The organism is Demequina sp., assembly GCF_024642165.1.
Lineage (GTDB): Bacteria > Actinomycetota > Actinomycetes > Actinomycetales > Demequinaceae > Demequina.
In genome coordinates this window covers 1-22,753 of record NZ_JAHEBP010000028.1, presented here as the reverse complement: position 1 = coordinate 22,753, position 22,753 = coordinate 1, and the positions used below count along the sequence as shown (strand labels likewise).

The window sequence follows — 22,753 nt, the reverse complement described above, 5'->3', positions numbered from 1 at the left end:
GCCCGTCCCGAGGCGTTTCGACGTCCCGCCTGGGCTCGGGTACCATTGCCGGGCCTGGAGGATTCGCCTAGTGGCCTATGGCGCACGCTTGGAAAGCGTGTTGGGTGCAAGCCCTCGGGGGTTCGAATCCCCCATCCTCCGCCAGTTTCAGTATTCGCGACAGGATGGTGTGCGTGACGGAGCCAGCGACCGGCCGCCCCGACGCGCGTCGCGCTGGGGTCCGCCGCCACCGCCGTGAACGGCAGATCATCGTCTTCGGTGTGCTCGTGATCGCGATCGGATTCGTCGGTGTCTTCGCCGCCGGGATCTACCGGGGCAACCTCGACGGACCGTTCTCGCAGCCCTTCGTGACTCCGGCGGGCCAGTTCGAGAGCGACGTCAAGCTGGTGTGCCCGCCCCCGGACTCCACCGCTCTGCCGGCCGAAGCGGTCGCGGTGCGCGTCCTCAACGGCACCACCGTGTCCGGTCTCGCCGGTCGCGTCACCGAGGACCTTGAGGGTCGAGGCTTCCTCAGCCTTGCCACCGGCAACTGGGGCAGGGACTACTCCGACACCGTGCGCGTCGCGTTCGGCCCGGACGGCGTTCAGCACGGCTACACCGTCGCGCGCCAGTTCGCCGAGGCCGAGCTGGTGCTCGACAACCGCGAGGGCTCGCTCGTGGATGTGGTGCTCGGCGAGGGCTTCGCGGCCAGCCCGAGCCTGCGCTCCGTGCTGTCCCCGGAGCTGGCGCCGGACCTGCCGCTCGCGGCGAACGCCGAGTGCCTGCCCGTCAATCTGGTGACGCCGGAGCCCGCGCCGCGCAACCTCCCTGAGAACCCGCTCGACCCTGTGGTGACCGCCTCGGCGACGCCGAGCCCGTCCGCATCGGCCTCCGGCTGACGCCTCTCTTCGACGCGAGAGCCGTGAGCAGACGCTACGGTGGCACTACCTGACCCACCTAATGAACCCGCGAGCACTGCTCGCCCCGGCGGAGGTCCAATGTCGCTCCCCACGCCGCAGCTGGTCGAGCTGCGCGATCGTCTCGAGAAGAACCTAGGTGACGAGCCCGGCATCGAAGGGATCCTCGCCCGCATCGAGAGGTGGGGCCCGGACCTGATAGCAGGGATCGAGGACGTCTATCCCGAGTCGGGCCTGGCCGAGCGCATCATCGACATCGTCTCGAACGGACTGCGGGCGAGGTCGCACACGCTTCGCATGCGGGATCGGATACGCCTGCTGACCCCCGACTGGTTCCAGCGACCCGACGCCGTGGGCTACGCGGCCTACGCGGATCGCTTCGCCGGCACGCTCAACGGCGTGCGCGAGCGGATCCCGTACCTGTCCGAGCTGGGCGTGACGTACCTCCACCTCATGCCGCTGCTCGAGCCGCGCCCCGGGGAGAGCGACGGCGGGTACGCGGTCATGGACTACCGGAAGGTGCGCGAGGACCTGGGGACGATGCGCGACCTGGCGTCGCTCGCGGAGGCCCTGCACGAGTCGGACATCACACTCACGCTCGACCTGGTGCTCAACCACGTCGCCGCCGAGCATGAGTGGGCGGTCAAGGCGCGCGCCGGCGACCCGAAGTACCGCGACTACTTCTACATCTACCCGGACCGGGAGATGCCCGACCAGTACGAGCGGACGCTGCCCGAGGTCTTCCCCGACTTCGCGCCGGGCAACTTCACCTGGGACGACGACCTGAACGGGTGGGTGTGGACCACGTTCAACTCGTTCCAGTGGGACGTGAACTGGACCAATCCCGACGTGCTGTGCGAGTACATCGACATCATCATCAACCTCGCGAACCAGGGTGTCGACTGCCTTCGCCTGGACGCGATCGCGTTCATCGTCAAGCGCATGGGCACCAACTGCACCAATCAGCCCGAGGTGCACGGGATCACGCAGATCCTGCGCGCGGCCGCGCACATCGCGGCGCCGTCGTTGATCTTCAAGGCCGAGGCGATCGTCGCGCCCGACGATCTGGTCGCTTATCTGGGGCGCGGGCGGCACGCCGGCCGGGTCTCGGACATCGCGTATCACAACTCGCTGATGGTCCAGATCTGGTCCGCGCTCGCGTCACGCGATGCGCGCCTGCTGGCGGTGGCGATGTCGCGGTTCCAGGACATCCCCACCACCACCGCGTGGGCGACCTACGTGCGCTGCCATGACGACATCGGCTGGGCCATCGCCAACGAGGACTGCGAGGCGCTGGCACTCAACGGCTTCGAGCATCGTCGCTTCCTTTCCGACTTCTACTCGGGCGCGCACCCCGCATCGTTCGCGGACGGCCTGGTGTTCCAGGAGAACCCGCAGACGCTGGACCGGCGCATCTCCGGCACCGCTGCCAGCCTGGTGGGGCTGGGGCGCGGGCATACCGCGGCCGAGCGCCGGCTGGCGCTCGACCGCCTCATGCTGGCGTACGCGATGGCGATGGGTTTCGGCGGCCTGCCGCTCATCTACATGGGCGACGAATTGGCGCTGCTCAACGACGACGACTTCGCGAGCGTCCCCGAGCACGCGGACGACAACCGGTGGGCGCACCGGCCCGCCATGCCGTGGGACATCGCCGATGCCCGCGCCACCACCGTCTCCGACGCGGCCAGCGCCTACTCCGGGCTGCATCGAATGGTCCACGTGAGGCGGTCGCTCGAGTCGCTCCACGCCTCCGTCCCCACCCGCATCTATACGACCAGTCACCCCTCCGTGGTGTGCTTCGTCCGCCGCCATCCCGCCGGAGACCTGGTCCAGGTGTACAACGTGTCCGACGTGAGCGTGGCGCTCGACTCGGCCGAGATCCTGGGCCACGGCTGGACGCTCGCGTACGACAGGCTGTCCGAGCGCTACCTGCCGGTGGTCGACGGCCATGTCACCCTGCCGCCGTACGCCACGCTGTGGCTCACGGAGCCCGTGTAGGCCGGGTATCGGCGGATCCCCCCGTCACTCCTCCAGCTCGTTGGCTGTCCATGCGACGGGCCAGCCGTCATCGGTCCAGTCCAGGCGTCGGATCTCGAGGCGGAAGTCGCCGCCCAGGGTGGCGTCGTAGTAGTGAAGACCTAGGTAGCCGTCGGAGAACGACTGGCCGCCGGGTCCGACCATGTCGCCCCGCGAGGACAGGAGCTCGTCGCCGCCGTCGAGGCGCATGGCCCTGCCCCAGCTGTCCACGTAGGGGCCGGTCACGTCCGTGGACCGGCCCACCGCGATGGAGTAGGTCGAGTCCAACCCCGCGCAACAGCTGTCGCGCGAGACGAACAGGTAGAACCAGCCGTCGCGATGAACGATGTACGGCGCCTCGATCGCGTTGGTCGAGTTGGCGCGCGTCGCGAGGGTGGTGGGCTCGGCGCCCTCGGCGGGCTTGCCGGACGGCCACTCGAGCTGGATCACCTGGATGCCGCCCCAGAAGGAGCCGAAGGCCATCCACGGAGTGCCGTCGTCGTCCTCGACGATCCCCGGGTCGATCGCGTTGTACTGAGTCTCACCCGGCACCGAGCCCCAGACCTGGCCCTGGTCCGTCCACCCGTACTCCGGGCTGTCGACGTCAAGGGTCGGCGACGTCATGAGGCCGATCACCGAGCGGTTGGACCCGAACGTGGACGCGGAGTAGTAGAGGTACCAGGTGCCGTCGTGCTGGTACAGCTCCGGTGCCCAGAAGTTGGACACGCCCGGCACCGCCTCGTAGACCCATTCGGGCCGGCTTTGCGCGTCCCACGCGGTCCCCACGTACTCCCAGGTCTCGCCGTCCGTGGAGCGACGGATCTGCGGGGCGCCGAGCCCCATGCGCACGTCGCCGGTCGAGTAGACGTACCAGTCATGTTCCGCAGTGCCGACCACGAGCGCCGGATCGTGCGTGTGGATGTCACCCGAGAGGTCCAGCCGCTCGGCGGCGACAACGCCGCCGCCCCAGGGCGCCCACAGCAGCAGGGCCACCGCGATCCCCGCCGCGGCGATCGCCGCGATGACGGCCACGATCAGCCGCCGTCGCGCCCGCGACGAAGCCTCGGCGGCGGGGGCCTCCGCCGCCACGACGTACTCGCCGCTCATCTGCCGAGCCTGATGACGTTCCATGACACCGGCGGCAGCGTGGCGCCCAGCCGTCCGTCGGCGACGGCGGCCGTGGGGTTGGCGACCGGCGCGACGGAGAAGTCGTCGTCCGCCGTCGCCGCCCACAAGTGGTCGGGGTTGGACAGGCTGGTGGCCCCGAGCACCCGGAGTCCGGGCAGCGCGCGCAGGTCGACGGCCAGGGCCAACTCGTCTGTCGTGGACCGGTTGATGGCGAACACCACGGTCTCGCCCGTCTCCGGGTCATGCGTCGCCACGGCGTCCAGCAGCGGCACGTCGCCGAAGCGCTTGGTCTCATAGGTGGGCGCCTGGACCTCGACGCGCAGCACGTCTCCCTTCGCGAGCTGCGACGCCTGCGCGAACGGGTGGAACGTGGTCTGGCGCCAGGCCCGGCCGCCGGGCTCGGTCATGATGGGCGCGATCACGTTGACCAGCTGGGCCAGGGACGCCGCGTGGACGCGGTCGGTGTGGCGTAGCAGCGAGATCAGCAGGCCGCCCACGACCACCGCGTCGGCCACGTTGTAGCGATCCTCGAGCAGCACGGGAGCCACGGGCCAGTCGCTGCCCGTCGGGGACTTCGACTCGGCGCGGTGCTGGTACCAGACGTTCCACTCGTCGAAGGAGATGTGAATGCGCTTGGAGACCTTCTTCTGCGCGCGTACCAGGTCAGCCGCGGCGATCACGGATTCGACGAAGTGATCCATGTCGACCGCGGACGCGAGGAACGAGCCCAGGTCGCCATCGTCCTCGAAGTAGTACGCGTGCGCGGAGATGTAGTCGACTGACTCATAGGTGTGACCCAGCACCGTGCGTTCCCACTCCCCGAAGGTGGGCATCATGGATGACGACGATCCGCAGGCCACCAGCTCGAGGTCCGGGTCGATCATGCGCATCGCCAGCGCCGTCTGCTGGGCGAGCCGTCCGTACTCGTCGGCGGTGCGCGCACCCACCTGCCACGGCCCGTCCATCTCGTTGCCGAGGCACCACATGCGGATGTTGTACGGTCGCTCGGCGCCGTTGGCTCGGCGGCGGTCGGACCAGTACGTCCCGCCCTCGACGTTGCAGTACTCGAGCAGGTCTAGCGCCTCCTGTACGCCGCGTGTGCCAAGGTTGACGGCCATCATGGGCTCGGTGCCGGCCTTGGCGGACCACCGCATGAACTCGTCGACGCCCACCGTGTTCGGCTCGGTCGAGTGCCATGCGAGGTCGAGGCGCCGGGGACGCTCCGTGACCGGCCCGATGCCGTCCTCCCACCGGTAGCCGGAGACGAAGTTGCCGCCCGGATAGCGGATGGTCGAGATGCCCAGCTCGCGGGCGAGGTCGATGACGTCGCCGCGGAAGCCGTCCTCGTCGGCGGATGCGGCCGCTGGGTCGTGGATGCCGGTGTAGACGCACCGGCCGAGGTGCTCGACGAACGAGCCGAACGTGCGGCGGCGTACGGGTCCCACCCGGAAGGCTGGGTCGACGGCGATGCTGGCGTGGATCACGGGTTGTCCTTTCTGGTGCCGCGCGACGATGCGCGGCGGGCGAGGGTGCGGAGCGTTCAGTCGGTGGGTACGGGGTCGAGAGCGACCCACGCGACGCCGTGGGCCGGGACGGTGGTGGTGAGACGGCCGCCGTCGACGGCCGCGTCGCCAGGGGTGCGCCACAGGTCGGTGGCGTGGACGGGCCCCGCGCGATGGCCGAGCAGGGAGGACAGCGGCACGCTCACCGAGCGCGGCGACGTGCCCGTCCAGAACACTGCGGCGTACGAGCGGTCCGAGCCTTCCGCCTGCGCGGCCCACACGATGAGTTCGCCCCCGTCGAGCGGCTCCCTCAGAAACTCACGGCCGCCGGTGGAGCGCGCGAGCACCTCGTGGATGGCGGGGTTCGCGAGCATCGCGATGGTCTCCGGCGTCGACGTGGGAAGGTCGCCGCCCATCATCAACGGCGAGCGCGCCATGGTCCACAGCGTGAGCAGCGTCCGGCTCTCGTCGGCGGAGAGGCGGCTGTGGCGAGGGTCTCCGCGCTCCGCGCGGATTCCGATGCGTCCCAGCGGCAGCATGTCCGCGTCGGCCCAGCCGCCCGCCCGCTGGAAGGGCGCCCAGCGGGCCAGGCGGGCGAACTGGGCGTGCACATCGTCCCACCGGTCCCACAGGTCGTCGGAGATGCGCCACATCTGGGCGTTCGCGCGCAGGTGCTCGACGTGAGCGGTCGACAGGTGCGTGCCGGGCGACAGCGATACCGTCATGTCGCGACCGCTGCGTGCCACCGCGAGGGCGAGCGCCTCGATCGCGCGGTGGTGGTACGGCGCGAGCATGTCGTCCACCTTGAGAAGGTCGACGCCCCACGAGGCGATCTGTGCGATCTGCCCGTCGAGGTAGGCCTGGCCCGCGGGGTGGTCGAGGTCGAGGCCGTAGTTGTCGGGGTTCCACTCGCAGGTGGATCCGGTGTCCGCGGCGTCCCGGGCGGTCCACTCGGTCCCCGCGACCGGCAGGTCGAGCGCGACGGCGCGTCGCGGGATGCCGCGCATGAGGTGGAGTCCGAACTTGAGTCCCAGCGCGTGCACCTGGGCGACGAGCGGCGCGAACCCCATACCGCCGGCGGCCGAGGGGAAGCGGACGGGCGCGGGCAGCTGGCGCCCGAAGGCGTCGAGCTCGATCGGCGCGTCGGCGTTGTAGCCGTGCGACCGCGCGGTGGGGTCGTACCAGGCGATGTCGACCACCACGGTGTCCCAGCCGTGGGGGAGAAGGTGGTCCGCGAGGTGACGGGCGTTGGCGAGGACCTCGTCCTCGGTGACCGTGGTGCCGTAGCAGTCCCAGCTGTTCCAGCCCATCGGCGGCGTCGTGGCACGCATGGCGCGGCACCTCCTTGTCTACATCGTTGTAACGCAATCGTGCCCATACGCGGCCGTCGGCGTCAACCCCGGTCCCGAAACTCCGTCGCGTCGGCGCCGGACGCCGGCGCCACATCGACCCGCCATGCGCGGAAAATGTGAACGTACATCAAATTGTATTGCCTGGCAGACATGCCAAAACGGGCGCCTTGTCCGAATCGTGACCGTTTTCCACTTGACCGGCGCCCTGGTCTCGTGTCACGATTCCATCGTTGTAAATGGATCGGCAAGGGGCCGAACCACATGAGCCTGGGGTCAACGACGACCAGGTGGGAGAATGGCCCTCCTTCATCGAGGAGGGGGCGGACGACCACCGGGCCCGACCTCACTCGTCAACGACGATCAGGGAGGCAAGCAGATGCGAAGGATGAAGGCGGCGGCGATCGCCACGACGATGGCAGGTGCGCTGACGCTCGCGGCATGCAGCGGAGGCAGCTCTGGCGGCAGCGCGAGCGAGGACCCGGACACCTCGGGCGGTGACGCTCCGAACGAGCTCACCTTCATGTTCCGTGGCGGCGAGTACGACAAGATCGCGTACCAGCAGGCGATCGACAACTTCGAGGCGGAGACCGGCGCCTCGGTGACCATGATCATCACCGACGCGGACCAGTACGCGACCAAACTCCAGGCGGCGATCGCGGGCAACAAGGTGCCCGATGTGTTCTACATCGAGCCCGGCCGCATGCAGGGCTATGTGTACGCGGGAGTTCTCGCGGACCTCACGGACTACGTGGCGCAGGACGTGCTGGACGACATCTGGGACTTCGGCGTCGAGGCGTACCGCTTCGACAAGGAGACCGGTGAGACCCGGACCGGGCCGCTCTACGGCCTCCCCAAGGACGTCGGGCCGTTCGGCTTCGGCTACAACACCGTGATGTTCGAGGCGATGGGCCTCGAGGCGCCCGACAAGGACGTGCCGCTCACGTTCGACGAGTTCGTGGCGCTCGCCAAGGAGCTCACGGCCGACACCGACGGCGACGGCGAGCTGGACCAGTGGGGCACCGGCCTCAACGTCCAGTGGAACTCGCAGGCCTTCGTCTGGGGCGCCGGCGCGGACTGGATCTCCGACGACCAGAAGACGATCACGGTGGACGACGCGACCTTCGCGGACGCCCTGCAGTGGTTCGCGGACCTGTCGATCGTCGAGGGCGTGACCCCCTCGGTCGAGCAGGCGCAGACGCTCGACACGTACCAGCGCTGGATGGCCGGCGAGATCGGGTTCTTCCCCGTCGCACCGTGGGACATCGCCACGTACAACGCCGTGGCGGCCGACAACCCCGACAAGTTCGGGTACGACGTGATCCCCTACCCCGTCGCCAACGCCGGTGACGACACGGCGACCTGGCTGGGCTCGCTCGGCATCGCGGTGTCCGAGAACTCGGCCAACAAGGAGCTCGCGGCGCAGCTCGCGACCTACCTGTCGACCGACCTCGAGGCGCAGAAGATCCTCGCCGAGAACAAGGTCCAGATCCCGAACCTGAAGAGCTACGCCTTCGGCGACTGGATCGAGACCGATGCGCCGGCGGCAGGCTGGCCGGCGAACACGGAGGAGTTCCTCCAGATCGCGGACGACTACGGCCGCGCGCTGCCCGGAACCTTCACCTACGAGCCGGGCTGGTACGACGAGTTCTGGGTGGGCATCGAGCAGGTCACCGACGGCCAGATGACGGCGGCGGACTACGTCGCGCAGAAGCAGGGCTCGATGCAGCAGCTGCTCGACCTCGCCTGGACCAACGCCGATCAGGCGAAGGCTCAGGGCTAGCTCCACACTGAGGCAGGAAGGGGGCCGGTGCCACGGCGCCGGCCCCCGACCGCCCCGAGAGAGGACGAGACGATGGCAACCACAGCCCCTCCGGACCAGGCGATCGCCACCTGGACCAAGGCGGACGCGAAGGCCTCCCGCAAGCGCAACGCCAAGCTTCACCGCAAGGAGTACGTCTGGGCGGCCGCGTTCATGGCGGCTCCCGTCATCGGGTGGGTGGCGTTCCTGCTCTTCCCGATGGCCTTCTCGATCTACGCGTCGTTCACCAACTGGAACGGCATCGGGAAGATGAAGTTCATCGGCGTGCAGAACTACGTGAACCTGGTGAGCGACCCGTACTTCTGGAAGGCGCTGTGGAACACCGTCTTCTACATGATCGGCATCCCGATCGGGCTCGCGTTGTCGCTCGCGCTTGCGCTCGCGCTCAGCCGCAGCATCCGCGGCCGCACCTTCTTCCGAACGGTCTACTACATCCCCGTGATCTCCTCGCTCGCCGCGATCGCCATCCTGTGGCAGTGGGCCTACAACGGCGACTTCGGGCTGGTGAACCAGTTCCTTGCGGTCTTCGGGATCGAGGGGCCCAACTGGCTGATGGACGCGACGTGGGCCAAGCCGGCGCTGATCATCATGGCGGTGTGGAAGGGCCTGGGCTACTCCATGCTCCTCTACCTGGCGGCGGTGCAGGCCGTGCCGCAGTCGCTGTACGAGGCGGCTTCGCTCGACGGCGCCAACGCGTGGCAGAAGTTCCGCAAGATCACGCTGCCCATGGTGCGCCCCGTGACGTTCTTCCTGGTGGTCACCAACATCATCGGCGGCGCCATGATCTTCACCGAGATCAACATCATGACGCCCACCGGCGGCCCGCAATGGAGCACGGCCTCACTGGTCTGGTACATCTGGCAGAAGGCCTTCAAGAACCTCCAGATGGGCTACGCCACGTCGATGGCGCTCGTGCTCGGGATCCTCGTCCTCATCGTCACGGCCATCCAGTTCCGGATGAACCGTGCCAACAACTTCTCGATCGACTGAGGCAAGGAGAACTGACATGAGCCTCACCTCTTCGACCTCGCCCACGGCGGACGCCGCCGTGGCCCGCGCCGCCGGCGGCCGCGAGCTGCCGCGCACGCGTGGCATGTTCCGCAAGACGGGCGCCACGCAGGACAGCCCGCTCGTCAACGCCGTCCTCACCGTGGTGCTCGCGGTGTTCGCCGTCATCATGGTCGCCCCGCTGGTCTGGATGGTCTCGACCTCGCTCAAGACCAAGGAGGGCGTCTACTCCCTCCCGCCCGAGTGGATCCCCAATCCCTTCGTGTGGGACACGTACGTTCGCCTCTTCGACGACACCTTCGTGCTGTCCGGCATCAAGAACTCGCTGATCGTCTCGCTCTCGGTGACCATCATCGGATCCGTGTTCTCCGCGGTGGCCGCGTTCGCGCTCGCCAAGATGCGGCTGCCGGGCAAGAACGCGATCTTCCTCATGCTGCTGTCCGGCATGATGGTGCCGTTTCCGACGCTGATGATCCCGCAGTTCATCATGTTCTCGCGGATCGGCTGGGTGGACACCCTGCTGCCGCTGATCGTGCCGGTCATCCTCGGAAACGTCATCATGATCTTCTTCCTCCGGCAGTACCTCCACAACGTGCCGGACTCGCTGGTGGAGGCAGCCAAGATCGACGGCGCCTCGTACCTCACCATCTTCTGGAAGCTGATCCTGCCGCTCATCCGGCCCGCCATCGCCGCCCAGTTCATCCTGTGGTTCATGTTCGTGTGGAACGACTACCTGGCGCCCATCATCTACCTCAACTCGCCCGAGAAGCAGACCCTGCAGGTGGTGATCGCGAACATGAACGTCCAGTACGCGACGCAGCGCGACTACCCGCTGATCATGGCGGCCTCGGTGGTGTCCGTGCTCCCGATCCTGATCGTCTTCCTGGTGTTCCAGCGCCAGATCATCGAGTCGATCGCGCTCACCGGATCGAAGACCTGACATGACCTCCATCGACGAGGCCGCGCCGCACGGTGGCGAGGCCGATGGCCCGCCGCGCCCGGATCCCGCCACGTGGGGCGCGCGCAACGCCCACGACCCGACGGCGGTCCGCGACGAGCACGGCGTCTACTGGCTGTTCTCGACCGATGCCGACGCGGACGGCCCGCTGCTCAACGCCGGGGTCCAGATCCGCCGCTCGACGGACCTGGTGAACTGGGAGTTCGTGGGCCACGCGCTCGACGGGATCCCGGGACCGGCGCTGGCACACACCGGCGCCGACTCCCTGTGGGCGCCCGACGTGGTGCGGGTCGACGCCGAGGCCGGTGCCGAATGGCGCATGTACTACTCCGCCTCGACCTTCGGGTCGCGAACGTCGGCGATCGGCCTCGCCGTCGCACCGGAGCCGCGCGGCCCATGGCGCGACCGAGGGCTGGTGGTCACCACCCGGCACGAGGTCGACGGCCACAACGCCATCGACGCGCAACTGGTGATCGACGGCGACCGCCACCACCTGGTCTACGGCTCGTTCTTCGGCGGCCTGCACGTGCTGGGAATCGACCCGGTGACCGGATTCGCCCTGGACGCGCCGTCCCCCGGCGCCCCCGCATCGTCCCCCGGCACCCTCATCGCGCGCCGGCCACGATCCGTCGACACCGCGATCGAGGGCCCCTACGTGATCCCCCGGCCCGGCGGCGGCTGGGCGCTGATCGTCTCCTACGATTCGCTGGTGAGCACCTATCACGTGCGCGTGGCGGTGGCCGAGCACGTCGAGGGCCCGTACGTCGACCCCCGCGGCCACGTGCTCACCGACCTCGATGCGGACCCGCGGGACGTGGGCCTCACCGTGCTCGCGAGCCACCGGCTCGAGGGCGCCCGCGGCATCCTGGCCCCCGGCCACGCCTCCGTCCTCACCGAGCCCGGCCACCAGCTGCTGGTGCACCACACGCGCTTCGCCGAGACTCCGCGCCAGCACGAGGTGCAGGTGCGCCGGCTGGTCTGGACGCACCATGGCTGGCCGCTCGTGTCCGTCCAGCCGTGGGCGGGGGCTCGCGAGATCGACGACGAGTCGAGCTGGCCGTCCGACCTCTCCGAGCTGGCCGGCGAGTGGGAGATCGTCGAGTACACCGACGCGACGGAGGCGGTGGCTCCCTCGCGCCGGGTGGTGGTGGGGGACGATGCGCTGGCCGGGTTGATCGCTCACGGCGCCGGGCGGTTCACGCGGGGCGGCGACGCCCCGGTGGACGCGGTGGTGTTCCCCGCGTGGGATGCGGTGAGGGCATGCCAGACGCTGTCCTTCGTCGCTCGTGGGCCCTCCGGCTCGGTCGTGGTCGGCACCCGGGTGCGATGATGGCGATCGTGGCGAATGGCAAGCGCGACCAGCGCGGAGGCGACCGGCGCCTTCCGCGGATGGAGGGCGCCGCCGACGGTCAGGACATGCCCGGCTGGTCCGGCCGCATCATGGCGTGGCTGCGCGTCGCGGCGCAGCTGGTGGCGATCCAGCTGCTGATGGTGGCGGGCACGGTGCTGGGCCTGGTGGTGGCGGGGCTCGGACCCGCCTTGGTGGCCGGCGGGTCTCTGCTCGCGCGCATCGTCGCCGGCGACGCGACGGATGCCCTGTGGCGCGACTTCTGGTCGCTGTACCGCGCCCAGTTCCGGCGAGCCGCCATCGTGACCGCTCCGCTGGTGGCGATCCTGGGGCTGTCCTGGTACGAGCTGCTGGTGCTGCTGTCCCACGGCACGGACACCGTCGCGGCGGTGATGGCGGGTGCGCTGATCGCGGTGGGTCTCTACGTGCTGGCAGGGCTCGCGTACGTGCCGGCCGTGCTGCGGCGCTACGCGGATCCGGCGGGACGCTCGCTGCGCTTCGTCGCCCTCGCGCCGCTGCTGTCGCCCCTCACCGCGCTCGCGTGCATGGTCACCATGTCCGCGGCCATCGTGATCGGGCTGCGATTCCTGCCCGCGTTCCTGGTCGCGGGCCTCAGCGTGCCCGTGCTGCTCACCGGGCTGCTGGTCGACCGCTGGCTGGACAAGCTCGACGCGCGCGCCGACTCGGAGGCCGGACGCGGCTGAGCGCGCACCCGGCTTCGCGCGGTCGGATCAGACCAGCGTCGACTCGCGCTCGATGACGTCGAAGTCCGGGATCACGCGCCGGTAGGGCTCTGATCCGCCGGCGATGCGCGCCAGCAGGAGCTCGACGGCCGTCGCGGCGATCTCCTCGCGTCCGGGTGAGATCGACGTGAGCGTGGGGGAGGCGTACGCCGCGTCCTCGATGTCGTCGAATCCGATGACCGCGATCTCGCCGGGGACGTCGATGCGCCGGGCGTGGAGGGCGTGGAGTGCGCCCAGTGCCAGGGCGTCGTTGAGGCCGAAGATCGCGTCCACCTTCACCTGCGCGTCGAGCAGCTGCTCCGTGCAGGCGGCTCCGGTCGAGCGGTGCCAGAGGCCGCCCTCGACCACCAGCGCCGGGTCGAAGGGGATCCCGTTGGCGGCGAGTGCCGCCTGGTATCCGAGCAGGCGCAGTGCCGCGGAGCCCATGGTCTCTCCGGCGTGGGCGCCCACCACGGCGATGCGCCGCCGCCCCCGGTCGATGAGGTGCTGGGTCGCCGCGCGAGCGGCGTCGACGTTGTTCATGGTCACGTGATCCCAGTCGCCACCGAAGATGCGCTCGCCCAGGACCACGAGGGGGTAGTCGACCTTGAGGGCGTCCGCGTCGTCGGGTCCGAGCGCGAGCGGGGAGAAGATGAGGCCGTCGGTGAGCTGGCGTCGCTCGGAGGTGAGCACGTCGAGCTCGTGCTGGCGATCGGCGCCCGTCTGCTCGATGAGCACCACCACGCCGCGCTCCTCGGCCGCGCGGATCACGGAGTCCGCGAGCTCGGCGAAGTACGGCAGCGACAGCTCCGGCAGCGCGAGGCCGATGATGCCGGTGCGTCCCTTGCGCAGGCTCCGCGCCGAGATGTTCATGCGGTAGCCGAGCGTGTCGATCGCGCGCTTGACCTTGTCCCGTGTCGCCGGGCGGATGTGCGGGTAGTCGTTGACCACGTTGGACACCGTCTTCACGGAGACGCCGGCCAGCGCCGCGACGTCGTGCATCGTCACGGTGCCCCCCACGCCGGTGCCGTTCATGTGCCCGCGTCCTCCTCGTCGGTCGGGATCCACACCCTCATGGCGCCGCGCGCCCGGTTCGCCCACCGGGCGTAGGGCACCGCGCGCATCGCGATCCTCCCCGGAAGCATGCCAGATCGAGCGGAGGCGGGCGATGACCGCGCGATCGCGGTCGCGCGGGCGAGCCCCTCGGACGGGCGGACCACCCCCTGCGCGAGCACGGTCGCGCCCACACGCAGAGCGGTCACCCCCGCGCCCACCCGGGGCGGCACGCTGAGGTCGATGCGCACGTCCTCGAGGGTCACTCCGGCCGGCAGGTCGGTCTGCTCGATGCAGTGGACCACAGGGCCGCGGCGCAGCGCCACGCACCCCCGGACGGCGTCGACCCGCGGATGAGGATCGAGCACGTCGACGGGCATGGGCAGCGTGAGGACGATGCGCGCGCCGTCATGGGTCGCGACGCGCGCGAAGCCGTCCGGGTCGATGGCCGCCGGGCGGGCGTCCCCGTCGAGCTCGACTGTCGCGCCGGAGCTCCAGGCGGGCACCCGCAGCGCGAGTGTCTCGAGCGGGCCGTCGACCGTGACCTCGATGCGGCCGTCCCACGGGTAGTCCGTGGTGACGGACAGCGTCGTGGCGCCGATGCGCACCTCGCCCTGGCCGTAGAGGTGCAGCCGCGCGGTGGTCTCCGTGCCCGTCGCCACGTAGGCGCCCAGCGAGGCCACCAGGCGCGCCAGGTTGGGTGGGCAGCACGCGCAGGCGAACCAGTCGAGCCGCTCCGACGGCGAATACTCGCTCGCGCCGTCGTGACCGGTGCGCATCTGCAGCGGGTTCGAGTAGAAGAAGTGACGGCCGTCGACCGCCGTCGAGGCCGCGATGCCGTTGTAGAGAGCCGTCTCCATGGTGTCCGCGAACCGGGCCTCGCCGGTCACCAGCAGCATTCGCCAGTCCCACTGGAAGGAGGCGATCGACGCACAGGTCTCGGCGTAGGCGCGATCCGGGGGCAGCTCGTAGGGGTCGCCGAAGGACTCGTCCTTGTGCCGCGCGCCCATGCCGCCGGTGACGTAGGCCTTGGTGCCGTGCGCGGATGCCCAGACGTCGCCGAGCACCGCCAGCAGCGCATCGTCCCCGGTCTCGACGGCGGCATCGGTGACGCCCGCCGCCAGGTACAGCTGCCGCACGGCGTGGCCCGTGGCCTCGTGGGCGTCGCGGACGGGCAGGTGGTCCTGGTGATACGCGGGCTCGAACGGCCCGGTCCCGAGCGCGCCCGATCCACGGCGGTCGATCATGGCGACCGCCGTGTCCAGGTAGGAGCGGTCGCCGGTGTGACGGTACAGCTCGACCAGGGCGGTCTCGATCTCGGGGTGACCGCAGTACGCGTCGGGGCGCGACGCGCCGGGCCCGAACTCCGCCACCGCGAGGTCCGCGAACCGGCGAGCGACCGCCATGAGGTCGCCCTCGCCGGTGGCGCGCTCGCGGGCCACGGCGGCCTGGATCAGGTGGCCGAGCACGTAGAGCTCGTGGCCCCACCGCATGTCGCGCCACGGCTCCTGGTCCTGGTGCGCCTGTACGTGGGAGTAGAGGTAGCCGTCCTCCCGCTGCGCGCGCGCCAGCAACGCCGTCGCGTCCCGGGTGAAGGCCTCCCACGGGAGGTTCGACGGCACCCGGGCGGACTCCCACGCGATCGCCTCGAGGGTCTTGTGCAGGTCCGAGTCCGCAAAGTTGAACCCGCGGTAGTCCGCGTCGCCCTCGCCGGCGACCCGGCGCAGGTTGTCGAGCACGCCCGAGGTCTCGAGGCGCTCGATCACGTGGGGGATGGTCTGCTCGCGGTTGAGGCGCTGCCACGCGCCCAGCTCGTGGTCGGGGTCCAGCACCACGGCCCCGACGGCGAGCGGGGTGAGATCCGGAGCGGTCCCCGAGGCATCCACGGGGGTGCACAGCGGGAGCGCTGGGGTCGGGTTCGGCACGACTCCTCCTTGAGTGGCGGCGGGAAGTTTCCAACGATGTAAATTCTATCCCGAGCGGGCGCTCGAGGAAACCCCGAGAGGAGATCCGGCTACGGCTGAGGCGGCTCGGCCCTCCGCGGCGGCCGATGCAGGAGACCTGTCAGCGCGCCGAGCGTGCCGCCCACCACCGTGTCGAGCACGCGCTCGCCCACCACCTCGATCGACGGGGGCGACCCCGTCGCGGCCCCGGTGATGAACAGCACGAGCGGCGTGATGAAGGCCAGCGCGAGCGCGTAGTGCCGCACCACCACCAGCTCCACGGCGAACTGCAGGGCGGCCAGCACCAGCGCGAGCGCCAGGGTCGGCAGCTCGACCCACGACGCGAGGGCGAGGTAGAGGCCGGCCCCCACGAGCGTCCCGACGATGCGGTGGAGGCCGCGCGAGGCGGCGGCGCCGCGCCCGGGCCGGGCTCCGATCACGGCCACGCCGGCGCTCACGGTCCAGTAGGCGCGAGTGGGGTCGACCACCGCCATGCTGACCGCCGTGCCCACGATCGCGACGACGGCCGTGCGCGCCAGCAGCTCGCGGGCCTCCGTGTCCCAGCGCGGACCGGGGAGCATCTCGCGGACGGTGGGAACTGGTCCGCGACGGTGGCTCGGCAGGATCAGCGCGCTGGCGGCGACCACGCACGAGAACGCGCAGCCCGCCGCGACCGCCCCCACCACGGTTCCGGCAGGCACCAGCCGATGCCCGTCCGCGAGTCCGCTCACGTGTGCGGAGAGGCCGTACACCAGCACGGCGAACAGCGGTCCTGGCGGTCCGAGCGAGAACCCGTACGCCGCTGCGGCGGCCAGCATCGTGATGACCACGAGACCCGCGCCCGCGATCCAGGGTGACGGGCCGGCGGCGGTGCCGGCCGCCGCGCACAGCGTCAGGGCCAGCGCGATGAAGGGCAGCACCTTGACGCGCTCGACGGACCTCCGCCCGCCCACATAGAGGCACGTGAACGCTCCGCTCGCCGCGAGCAGGCCCGCCTGATCGTGGCCGGTGAGCCCGCCAACGGCCACGGGCACGGCGACGGAGATCGCAGCCTGCAGTCCGATGGGCCACCGCGGCCCGGGCGCCGGCCGGACCACTGCGAGGCTCGAGACCGCACGCCCCGCGCCGCCCGCCAGGGCGCGGCGGCGCGCGCCACGAGGGCGGTCGCCTGCCGTCATGCTGCCCTCCTTTCGCTCACCGCCCAGCGTGGCACGCCGCGGCCCTGGCGCTGATCGGACGCCGTGAGGTAGTGTTCATTCACCGAAAGTCTATTTCGCCAGTTGAACCGAGCGCACGACGGCGTGCGGCACCACGAGGAGCACACGATGAGCTTTCCCCAAGGCTTCTACTGGGGAGTCGCCACCGCGGGTCACCAGATCGAGGGCGGCAGCCGGACCAGCGACCTCTGGTTTCTCGAGAACGTCGAGCCCACGGTGTTCCAGGAACCGTCCGGCGCGGCCTGCAACTCCTGGGAGCTGTGGGAAACGGACCTCGACCTGGTGCAGGGACTCGGGCTGAACGCCTACCGCTTCTCGGTCGAGTGGGCTCGCATCGAACCCGAGCCCGGCGTCATCGACCACTCCGCGCTCGACCGCTACGAGGCCATGGTCGACGGGTGCCTCGCCCGCGGGCTCTCGCCCATCGTCACGTTCTGCCACTTTGTCGCGCCGGACTGGTTCGCCCGGCGCGGTGCGTGGCTCGACGCGGGTGCGCCCGAGGCCTTCGCCCGCTTCTGCGACGCGGTGATGGCGCGGTTCGGGGACCGGATCGCGTGCGCGGTGACGTTCAACGAGCCCAACCTGCCCGAGATGCTCGCGTGGATCGGCATGCCGGCGTTCATCTCCGAGCTGGAGCGCGCCACCCTCGAGGCCGCCACCGCGGCGGCGGGCGTCGAGCGCTACCGCGCGGGCAATGTCATGATCCCCGAGGACTTCGCCGGCATGCGCGCGGGCATGACGGCGGCACACCGCGCCGCCAAGGCCGCGATCAAGAGCCATCGGCCGGATCTGCCCGTGGGCCTGTCCCTGGCGATCATCGACGACGTCGCGTTGCCCGGAGGCGAGGAGGTGCGCGACCGCAAGCGCGCCGAGGTCTACGAGCACTGGCTGCACCTCGTGTCCGAGGACGACTTCGTGGGCGTGCAGAACTACGAGCGCATGTACTACGGACCCGACGGCGCCGTGGGCCCGGGCGAGGGAGACGACGTCAACGAGCAGGGCACGGGCATCGAGCCCGGCTCGCTGCGGGGCGCCGTCGAGTACGCCCACCGGGTGAGCGGCGTCCCGATCTTCGTGACCGAGCACGGCATGTCCACGGCCGACGACTCGCTCCGCGCCGCGTTCCTCGAGCCGTCGCTGGCGGGTCTCAAGGCGGCGATGGATGCCGGCGTGCCCGTGCTGGGCTACTGCCACTGGACGCTCATGGACAACTTCGAGTGGATCTTCGGGTACTCGCGCCACCTGGGCCTGTACTCCGTCGATCGCGAGACCTTCGAGCGCACGCCCAAGCCCAGCGCGGGCGTCTACCGAGAGCTGGTCCGCCGCCTGTCCTGAGGGCGGGTCCGCACACGGCGAAGCCCGCCTCGCAACGCTGCGAGACGGGCTTCGAAAATGGCGGTGCCGGTGGGATTTGAACCCACGGTGGACTTTCACCCACACACGCTTTCGAGGCGTGCTCCTTAGGCCGCTCGGACACGGCACCGCCGACGAGGATACCTGCAGGGGACCCTCCGGTCCTAATCGGGGCCGCCGTCAGCGGCGGTCGGCGAAGAACTCGGCGAGCAGCGCCGCACTCTCATCGGCACGCACCCCCGACACCACCTCGACCTTCGCGCCGATGCGCGCGTCCCGCACCACGTCCCACTGCGATCCCGTCGCGCCCGCCTTGGCGTCCCACGCCCCGAGGACGATGCGCGCAATGCGCGCCTGCAGCGCGGCGCCCGCGCACATCAGGCACGGCTCGAGCGTGACCACGAGCGTGCAGCCGTCCAGCCTCCAGGTGCCCAGGGACGATGCGGCGTCCCGGATCGCGACGATCTCCGCGTGGGCGGTGGGGTCGCCGCCCGCCTCGCGCAGGTTGCGACCCATGCCGATGACCGCGCCATCGGGGTCGACGACGACGGCACCCACCGGCACGTCGCCCGCCTTCGCGGCGCCCCGAGCCTCGGCCAGGGCCGTGCCCATCGCATCGTCCCAACGCTCGTTCACGGCCCCAGGCTACCGGCGCATCGGCCCGTCCCCACGGGTGTGCGAGGCGATACGCTCGACCCATGCACCTGCACGTCGCGGACCACCCGCTCATCCGTCACAAGGTCACCGTCCTGCGCGACAAGAACACCAAGTCGCCCACGTTCAGGCTGCTGGTCGACGAGCTGGTGACGCTGCTCGCTTATGAGGCCACGCGCGAGGTGCGGGTCGAGGCGCGGGAGGTCGAGACGCCGCTGACCACGACCACGGGCACGCGCATCGCGGACCCGGCGCCCATCATCGTCCCCATCCTGCGCGCCGGACTGGGCATGCTCGACGGCATGACGCGCCTCATCCCCAGCGCAGAGGTGGGATTCCTGGGTCTCAAGCGTGACGAGGAGACGCTCGAGGCGATCACGTACGCGAACCGACTTCCCGACGACCTCACGGGCCGGCAGGTGTTCCTCATCGACCCGATGCTCGCGACCGGCGGCTCGCTGGTCATGGCGATCGAGTACGTCCTCGAGCGCGGCGCCACGGACGTGACCTGCGTGTGCCTGCTCGCGGCGCCCGAGGGCATTCAACATGTGCAGGACAAGGTGGGCGACCGCGCGGACGTCTCCGTGGTGGTCGCGCAGGTCGACGAGCGGCTCAACGAGGTGGGCTACATCGTGCCCGGCCTGGGCGACGCCGGCGACCGTCTCTACGGCATCGTCGACCAGTAGTCCCTCGCCTCCCCGACACTCCGCCGCCTCCCTGACACTCCGCACGGAGTGGGCGGCGACGCGCCGGAAAACGGGGCGCGATCGGGCCTTCTCGGCGGCGTGTCGGCTCAAACTCCGTGCGCGCTGTCGGGCCGCGGGCCGGGAATGTCAGACCCCGGTGAGATCCTCGAAGAGTGGAGATCGAGAGCGACGCACCAGTCTTCAACAGGGTGGAGCGTGTCGTCCACACGACACGCCGAGATGTCCACAGCATTTGCACAGGCTTGTCCACAGAACCACAACATCTAGGGGTAGAAGTCACAAGAAACCCCTATATCTAGTTGCACACGGGTGTAATTCGGGTTAGATTCGGGGAGCGCCTCGAGCTGACGACCACGGCGGGATTCCCCGGATACGCCGCCACCCGAGCGCTACGTTTCAGAACCTTCGCGAAGGGCCCCGAGGGCGTCGCGAATGACAGTCGAGGGAGCATCGTGACGATCACAGAGAACACGGCGGCGGCCGCAGTCGAGGGCGACGGCGCTGTCGCCGAGCAGCCGGGCATTCACGTCACCAAGCGCGACGGCAGCCGCGAGCCGTACAACGCGGACCGCATCAACAAGGCCATCGAGCGCGCGGCGGAGGGGCTGCCGGACCAGATCTCGATCACCACGCAGATCGCGACCGAGCTCGCGATCACGCTGTTCGACGGCATCACCACGGAGCAGCTGGACGAGGCCGCCGTCGGCGTCGCCGTCCAGAACGTCAAGGACGACCCGAACTTCGACGTGGTGGCCGCGCGCCTGCTGCGCAAGGTCATCTACAAGCGCGTGCTCGGCGGCTACGACACCGAGCTCGAGCTCGCGCTGCTTCACCAGGCGCGCTTCCCGGGCTACATCCGCGACGCCGTCGAGGAGGGCCTGCTGGACATCCGCGTGCAGGACCTGTTCGACCTCGACGCGCTCGCCGCCGCACTCGACCACACCCGTGACGACGTCCTGAAGTACATCGGCACCGTCACCATGCGCAACCGCTACATGATCACGGATCGCCACGGCAAGGCCCTCGAGGTCCCGCAGTACTTCTGGATGCGCGTGTCGATGGGTCTCGCCCTCAACGAGGCGAACCCGACGGAGATGGCGCTGAAGTTCTACGACAAGATCTCCCGACTCGACTACCTTCCCGCCGGCTCCACGCTGGTCAACGCGGGCACCTCGTACCCGCAGCTGTCCAACTGCTTCGTCATGCAGATGGAGGACGACATCGAGCACATCGCCAAGTCGGTGCGCGACGTCATGTGGTTGACCAAGGGCACCGGCGGCATCGGCCTGTCCGTGACCAAGCTGCGGTCCGAGGGCTCGCCCATCCGCTCGAACAACACCACGTCGACCGGGCCGATCCCCTTCATGCACACCATCGACTCGACGCTGCGCGCCGTCAGCCGCGGCGGCAAGAAGTTCGGCGCGCTGTGCTTCTACATGGAGAACTGGCACCTCGACTTCCACCAGTTCCTCGACCTTCGCCAGAACTCCGGTGACCCCTACCGCCGCACCCGCACCGCCAACACCGCGGTGTGGATCTCGGACGAGTTCATGAAGCGCGTGGCCGCGGACGGCGACTGGTACCTCTTCGACCCCGCCGAGACCCCCGACCTGGTCGAGCTCGTGGGTTCCGCGTTCTCGCAGCGCTACGCGCACTACGTCGCTCTGGCCGAGGCCGGCAAGATCCGCTCCTTCAAGAAGATGAAGGCGCGTGAGCAGTACAAGTCGATCCTCATCATGCTGCAGACCACGTCGCACCCGTGGCTCACGTGGAAGGACACGATCAACAACCGCGCGCTCAACACCAACACCGGCACCATCCACCTGTCGAACCTGTGCACGGAGATCTGCCTCCCGCAGGACCGCGAGAACATCGCCGTCTGCAACCTGGCGTCCGTGAACCTGTCGACCCACCTGGTCGACGGCAAGATCGACTGGGACCGCATGAAGGACTCGGTGCACCTCGCGGTGCGCCAGCTCGACAACCTGGTCGACATCACGCTGTCCTCCGTGCCCGAGTCGGAGTTCGCGAACCGCGAGAACCGCGCGATCGGCCTCGGCGTGATGGGCTTCACCGACGTGACGGAACGCCTGGGCATGGCGTACGAGTCCGAGGAGTCGTACGACCTCATCGATGAGATCGTGGAGTTCGTGTCGTTCCACGCGATCGACGCCTCCGCCGACCTCGCCCGCGAGCGCGGCTCGTACCGCAACTTCGAGGGCTCCGGCTGGTCTCAGGGCAAGGTGCCGTTCGACACCATCGCCGAGACCGAGGCGGACCGCGGCGTGCCGATCGCGGTCAACCGCACCGCGCGCCAGGACTGGGACGTGCTGCGGGAGAAGGTCAAGGGCGGCATCCGCAACGCCACCCTGATGGCCGTCGCGCCCACCGCCTCGATCGGCCTGGTCGCCGGCACCACCCCCGGCTTCGACCCGCAGTTCTCGCAGATCTTCTCCCGCGCCACCTCGTCGGGGAAGTTCCTCGAGGTCAACCGCAACCTGGTCAAGGACCTTCAGGACCTCGGCATGTGGGAGCAGGTGCGTGACCGCCTCCTCGAGGTGCAGGGCGACCTGTCGCAGATCGACGAGGTGCCCGAGCACCTCAAGGAGGTCTACAAGACGTCCTTCCAGCTCTCCCCGTACGCCTTCATCGAGGTTGCGGCCCGCGCCCAGAAGTGGATCGACCAGGCCATCAGCCGGAACATCTACCTCGAGGACCGTGACGTCGAGAAGATGATGGACCTCTACGCGGCCGCATGGGAGCGTGGCGTCAAGACCACGTACTACCTCCACATGAAGCCGCGCCACACCGCCGAGCAGTCAACGGTGCGCGTCAACAAGACGGAGAAGCTCAACAGCACCGGCAACGCTGCGGGTCGCCCGTCGGCCGGCGGATCGGCCGGTCCGGCGCGCAAGGGCTTCGGCGGTGCTCGCAAGGGCTTCGGCGCCGCCAAGGCGGCGGCCCCTGCGGCCCCCGCCGGCGCCGATGCGGCCGTCGTGGTCGAGGCGCCCGTGGTCGAGGCGCCCGTGGCCGAGCCCGTCGAGGCGCAGGTCGCCGCGGCGCCCGCCGCTCGCGGC

The 22,753-nt window shown here is 69.8% G+C and carries 17 protein-coding genes and 2 tRNA genes; 11 read left to right on the top strand and 8 right to left on the bottom strand.

The genetic code is table 11. The features are described from left to right. The first annotated feature begins 56 nt into the window (after positions 1-56). The 3 genes from Q0L54_RS04335 (at position 57) to Q0L54_RS04325 (ending at position 2,894) form a co-directional block, all read left to right on the top strand. Positions 57-144 (top strand) — tRNA-Ser (locus Q0L54_RS04335). Between the two features lie 29 nt (positions 145-173). Continuing rightward, positions 174-878 carry a LytR C-terminal domain-containing protein gene (locus Q0L54_RS04330; RefSeq protein WP_296665740.1) on the top strand — a complete coding sequence of 235 codons (705 nt, stop codon included), beginning with the start codon at positions 174-176 and terminating at the stop codon, positions 876-878. A gap of 99 nt (positions 879-977) precedes the next feature. Next, a complete protein-coding gene (locus Q0L54_RS04325) occupies positions 978-2,894 on the top strand; it encodes an amylosucrase (RefSeq protein WP_296665739.1) in 1,917 nt (638 codons plus the stop codon). Between the two features lie 24 nt (positions 2,895-2,918). Here the strand turns inward: Q0L54_RS04325 and Q0L54_RS04320 are convergent, their stop codons facing one another. The 3 genes from Q0L54_RS04320 to Q0L54_RS04310 are packed head-to-tail and all read right to left on the bottom strand — an operon-like array spanning position 2,919 to position 6,873. Next, positions 2,919-4,019 carry an arabinan endo-1,5-alpha-L-arabinosidase gene (locus tag Q0L54_RS04320; protein WP_296665738.1) on the bottom strand — a complete coding sequence of 367 codons (1,101 nt, stop codon included), beginning with the start codon at positions 4,017-4,019 and terminating at the stop codon, positions 2,919-2,921. Then, entirely contained in the window at positions 4,016-5,524 is a 1,509-nt protein-coding gene (locus Q0L54_RS04315; protein ID WP_296665736.1) for an alpha-N-arabinofuranosidase, read from the bottom strand. The genes Q0L54_RS04320 and Q0L54_RS04315 overlap by 4 nt, the downstream gene beginning before the upstream one ends. 56 nt (positions 5,525-5,580) lie before the next feature. Beyond that, positions 5,581-6,873 carry an alpha-galactosidase gene (locus tag Q0L54_RS04310; RefSeq protein ID WP_296665734.1) on the bottom strand — a complete coding sequence of 431 codons (1,293 nt, stop codon included), beginning with the start codon at positions 6,871-6,873 and terminating at the stop codon, positions 5,581-5,583. Positions 6,874-7,270: 397 nt separating this feature from the next. On the opposite strand from Q0L54_RS04310, the gene Q0L54_RS04305 reads away from it, so the two are divergent. The 5 genes from Q0L54_RS04305 to Q0L54_RS04285 all read left to right on the top strand — a co-directional run bounded on the left by Q0L54_RS04305 (position 7,271) and on the right by Q0L54_RS04285 (position 12,731). Then, positions 7,271-8,674 (top strand): sugar ABC transporter substrate-binding protein, encoded by a 1,404-nt coding sequence (locus tag Q0L54_RS04305; RefSeq protein WP_296665733.1) that lies wholly within the window; start codon positions 7,271-7,273, stop codon positions 8,672-8,674. Positions 8,675-8,746: 72 nt separating this feature from the next. Beyond that, the gene (locus tag Q0L54_RS04300; RefSeq protein WP_296665732.1) at positions 8,747-9,703 is read left to right on the top strand and encodes a carbohydrate ABC transporter permease; all 957 of its coding nucleotides are present in this window, start codon (positions 8,747-8,749) and stop codon (positions 9,701-9,703) included. 16 nt (positions 9,704-9,719) lie between these two features. Continuing rightward, the gene (locus Q0L54_RS04295; RefSeq protein ID WP_296665731.1) at positions 9,720-10,661 is read left to right on the top strand and encodes a carbohydrate ABC transporter permease; all 942 of its coding nucleotides are present in this window, start codon (positions 9,720-9,722) and stop codon (positions 10,659-10,661) included. A 1-nt stretch (position 10,662) separates the two neighbouring features. Then, entirely contained in the window at positions 10,663-12,009 is a 1,347-nt protein-coding gene (locus tag Q0L54_RS04290; RefSeq protein WP_296665730.1) for an arabinan endo-1,5-alpha-L-arabinosidase, read from the top strand. Between the two features lie 8 nt (positions 12,010-12,017). Next, positions 12,018-12,731 carry a DUF624 domain-containing protein gene (locus Q0L54_RS04285; RefSeq protein WP_296665729.1) on the top strand — a complete coding sequence of 238 codons (714 nt, stop codon included), beginning with the start codon at positions 12,018-12,020 and terminating at the stop codon, positions 12,729-12,731. Between the two features lie 27 nt (positions 12,732-12,758). Here Q0L54_RS04285 and Q0L54_RS04280 read toward each other — a convergent pair whose 3' ends face one another. From Q0L54_RS04280 to Q0L54_RS04270, 3 genes are all read right to left on the bottom strand, one after another. Further along, complete coding sequence (locus Q0L54_RS04280) at positions 12,759-13,784, bottom strand: LacI family DNA-binding transcriptional regulator (protein ID WP_296665727.1); 1,026 nt, start codon at positions 13,782-13,784, stop codon at positions 12,759-12,761. Further along, positions 13,781-15,727 carry a beta-L-arabinofuranosidase domain-containing protein gene (locus Q0L54_RS04275; protein WP_296665725.1) on the bottom strand — a complete coding sequence of 649 codons (1,947 nt, stop codon included), beginning with the start codon at positions 15,725-15,727 and terminating at the stop codon, positions 13,781-13,783. Before Q0L54_RS04275 ends, Q0L54_RS04280 begins: the two co-directional genes overlap by 4 nt. 89 nt (positions 15,728-15,816) lie before the next feature. Further along, positions 15,817-16,923 carry an FUSC family protein gene (locus Q0L54_RS04270; protein WP_296665723.1) on the bottom strand — a complete coding sequence of 369 codons (1,107 nt, stop codon included), beginning with the start codon at positions 16,921-16,923 and terminating at the stop codon, positions 15,817-15,819. Positions 16,924-17,070: 147 nt separating this feature from the next. On the opposite strand from Q0L54_RS04270, the gene Q0L54_RS04265 reads away from it, so the two are divergent. Further along, positions 17,071-18,297, top strand: a complete 1,227-nt coding sequence (locus tag Q0L54_RS04265) for a family 1 glycosylhydrolase (protein ID WP_296665722.1) — start codon at positions 17,071-17,073, stop codon at positions 18,295-18,297. A gap of 58 nt (positions 18,298-18,355) precedes the next feature. Here the strand turns inward: Q0L54_RS04265 and Q0L54_RS04260 are convergent. Both Q0L54_RS04260 and Q0L54_RS04255 read right to left on the bottom strand, forming a co-directional pair. Continuing rightward, positions 18,356-18,445: transfer RNA gene (locus Q0L54_RS04260), tRNA-Ser, on the bottom strand. Between the two features lie 50 nt (positions 18,446-18,495). Further along, positions 18,496-18,951: a nucleoside deaminase gene (locus Q0L54_RS04255; RefSeq protein WP_296665721.1), complete on the bottom strand. Its 456-nt coding sequence runs from the start codon at positions 18,949-18,951 to the stop codon at positions 18,496-18,498. A gap of 62 nt (positions 18,952-19,013) precedes the next feature. Here Q0L54_RS04255 and upp point away from each other — a divergent pair, with 62 nt between their 5' ends. Next, positions 19,014-19,655 carry a uracil phosphoribosyltransferase gene (gene upp / locus Q0L54_RS04250; protein WP_296665720.1) on the top strand — a complete coding sequence of 214 codons (642 nt, stop codon included), beginning with the start codon at positions 19,014-19,016 and terminating at the stop codon, positions 19,653-19,655. A gap of 542 nt (positions 19,656-20,197) precedes the next feature. Then, positions 20,198-22,753 (top strand): ribonucleoside-diphosphate reductase subunit alpha (locus Q0L54_RS04245; protein ID WP_296665741.1); only part of this gene is annotated, 2,556 nt, incomplete at its 3' end.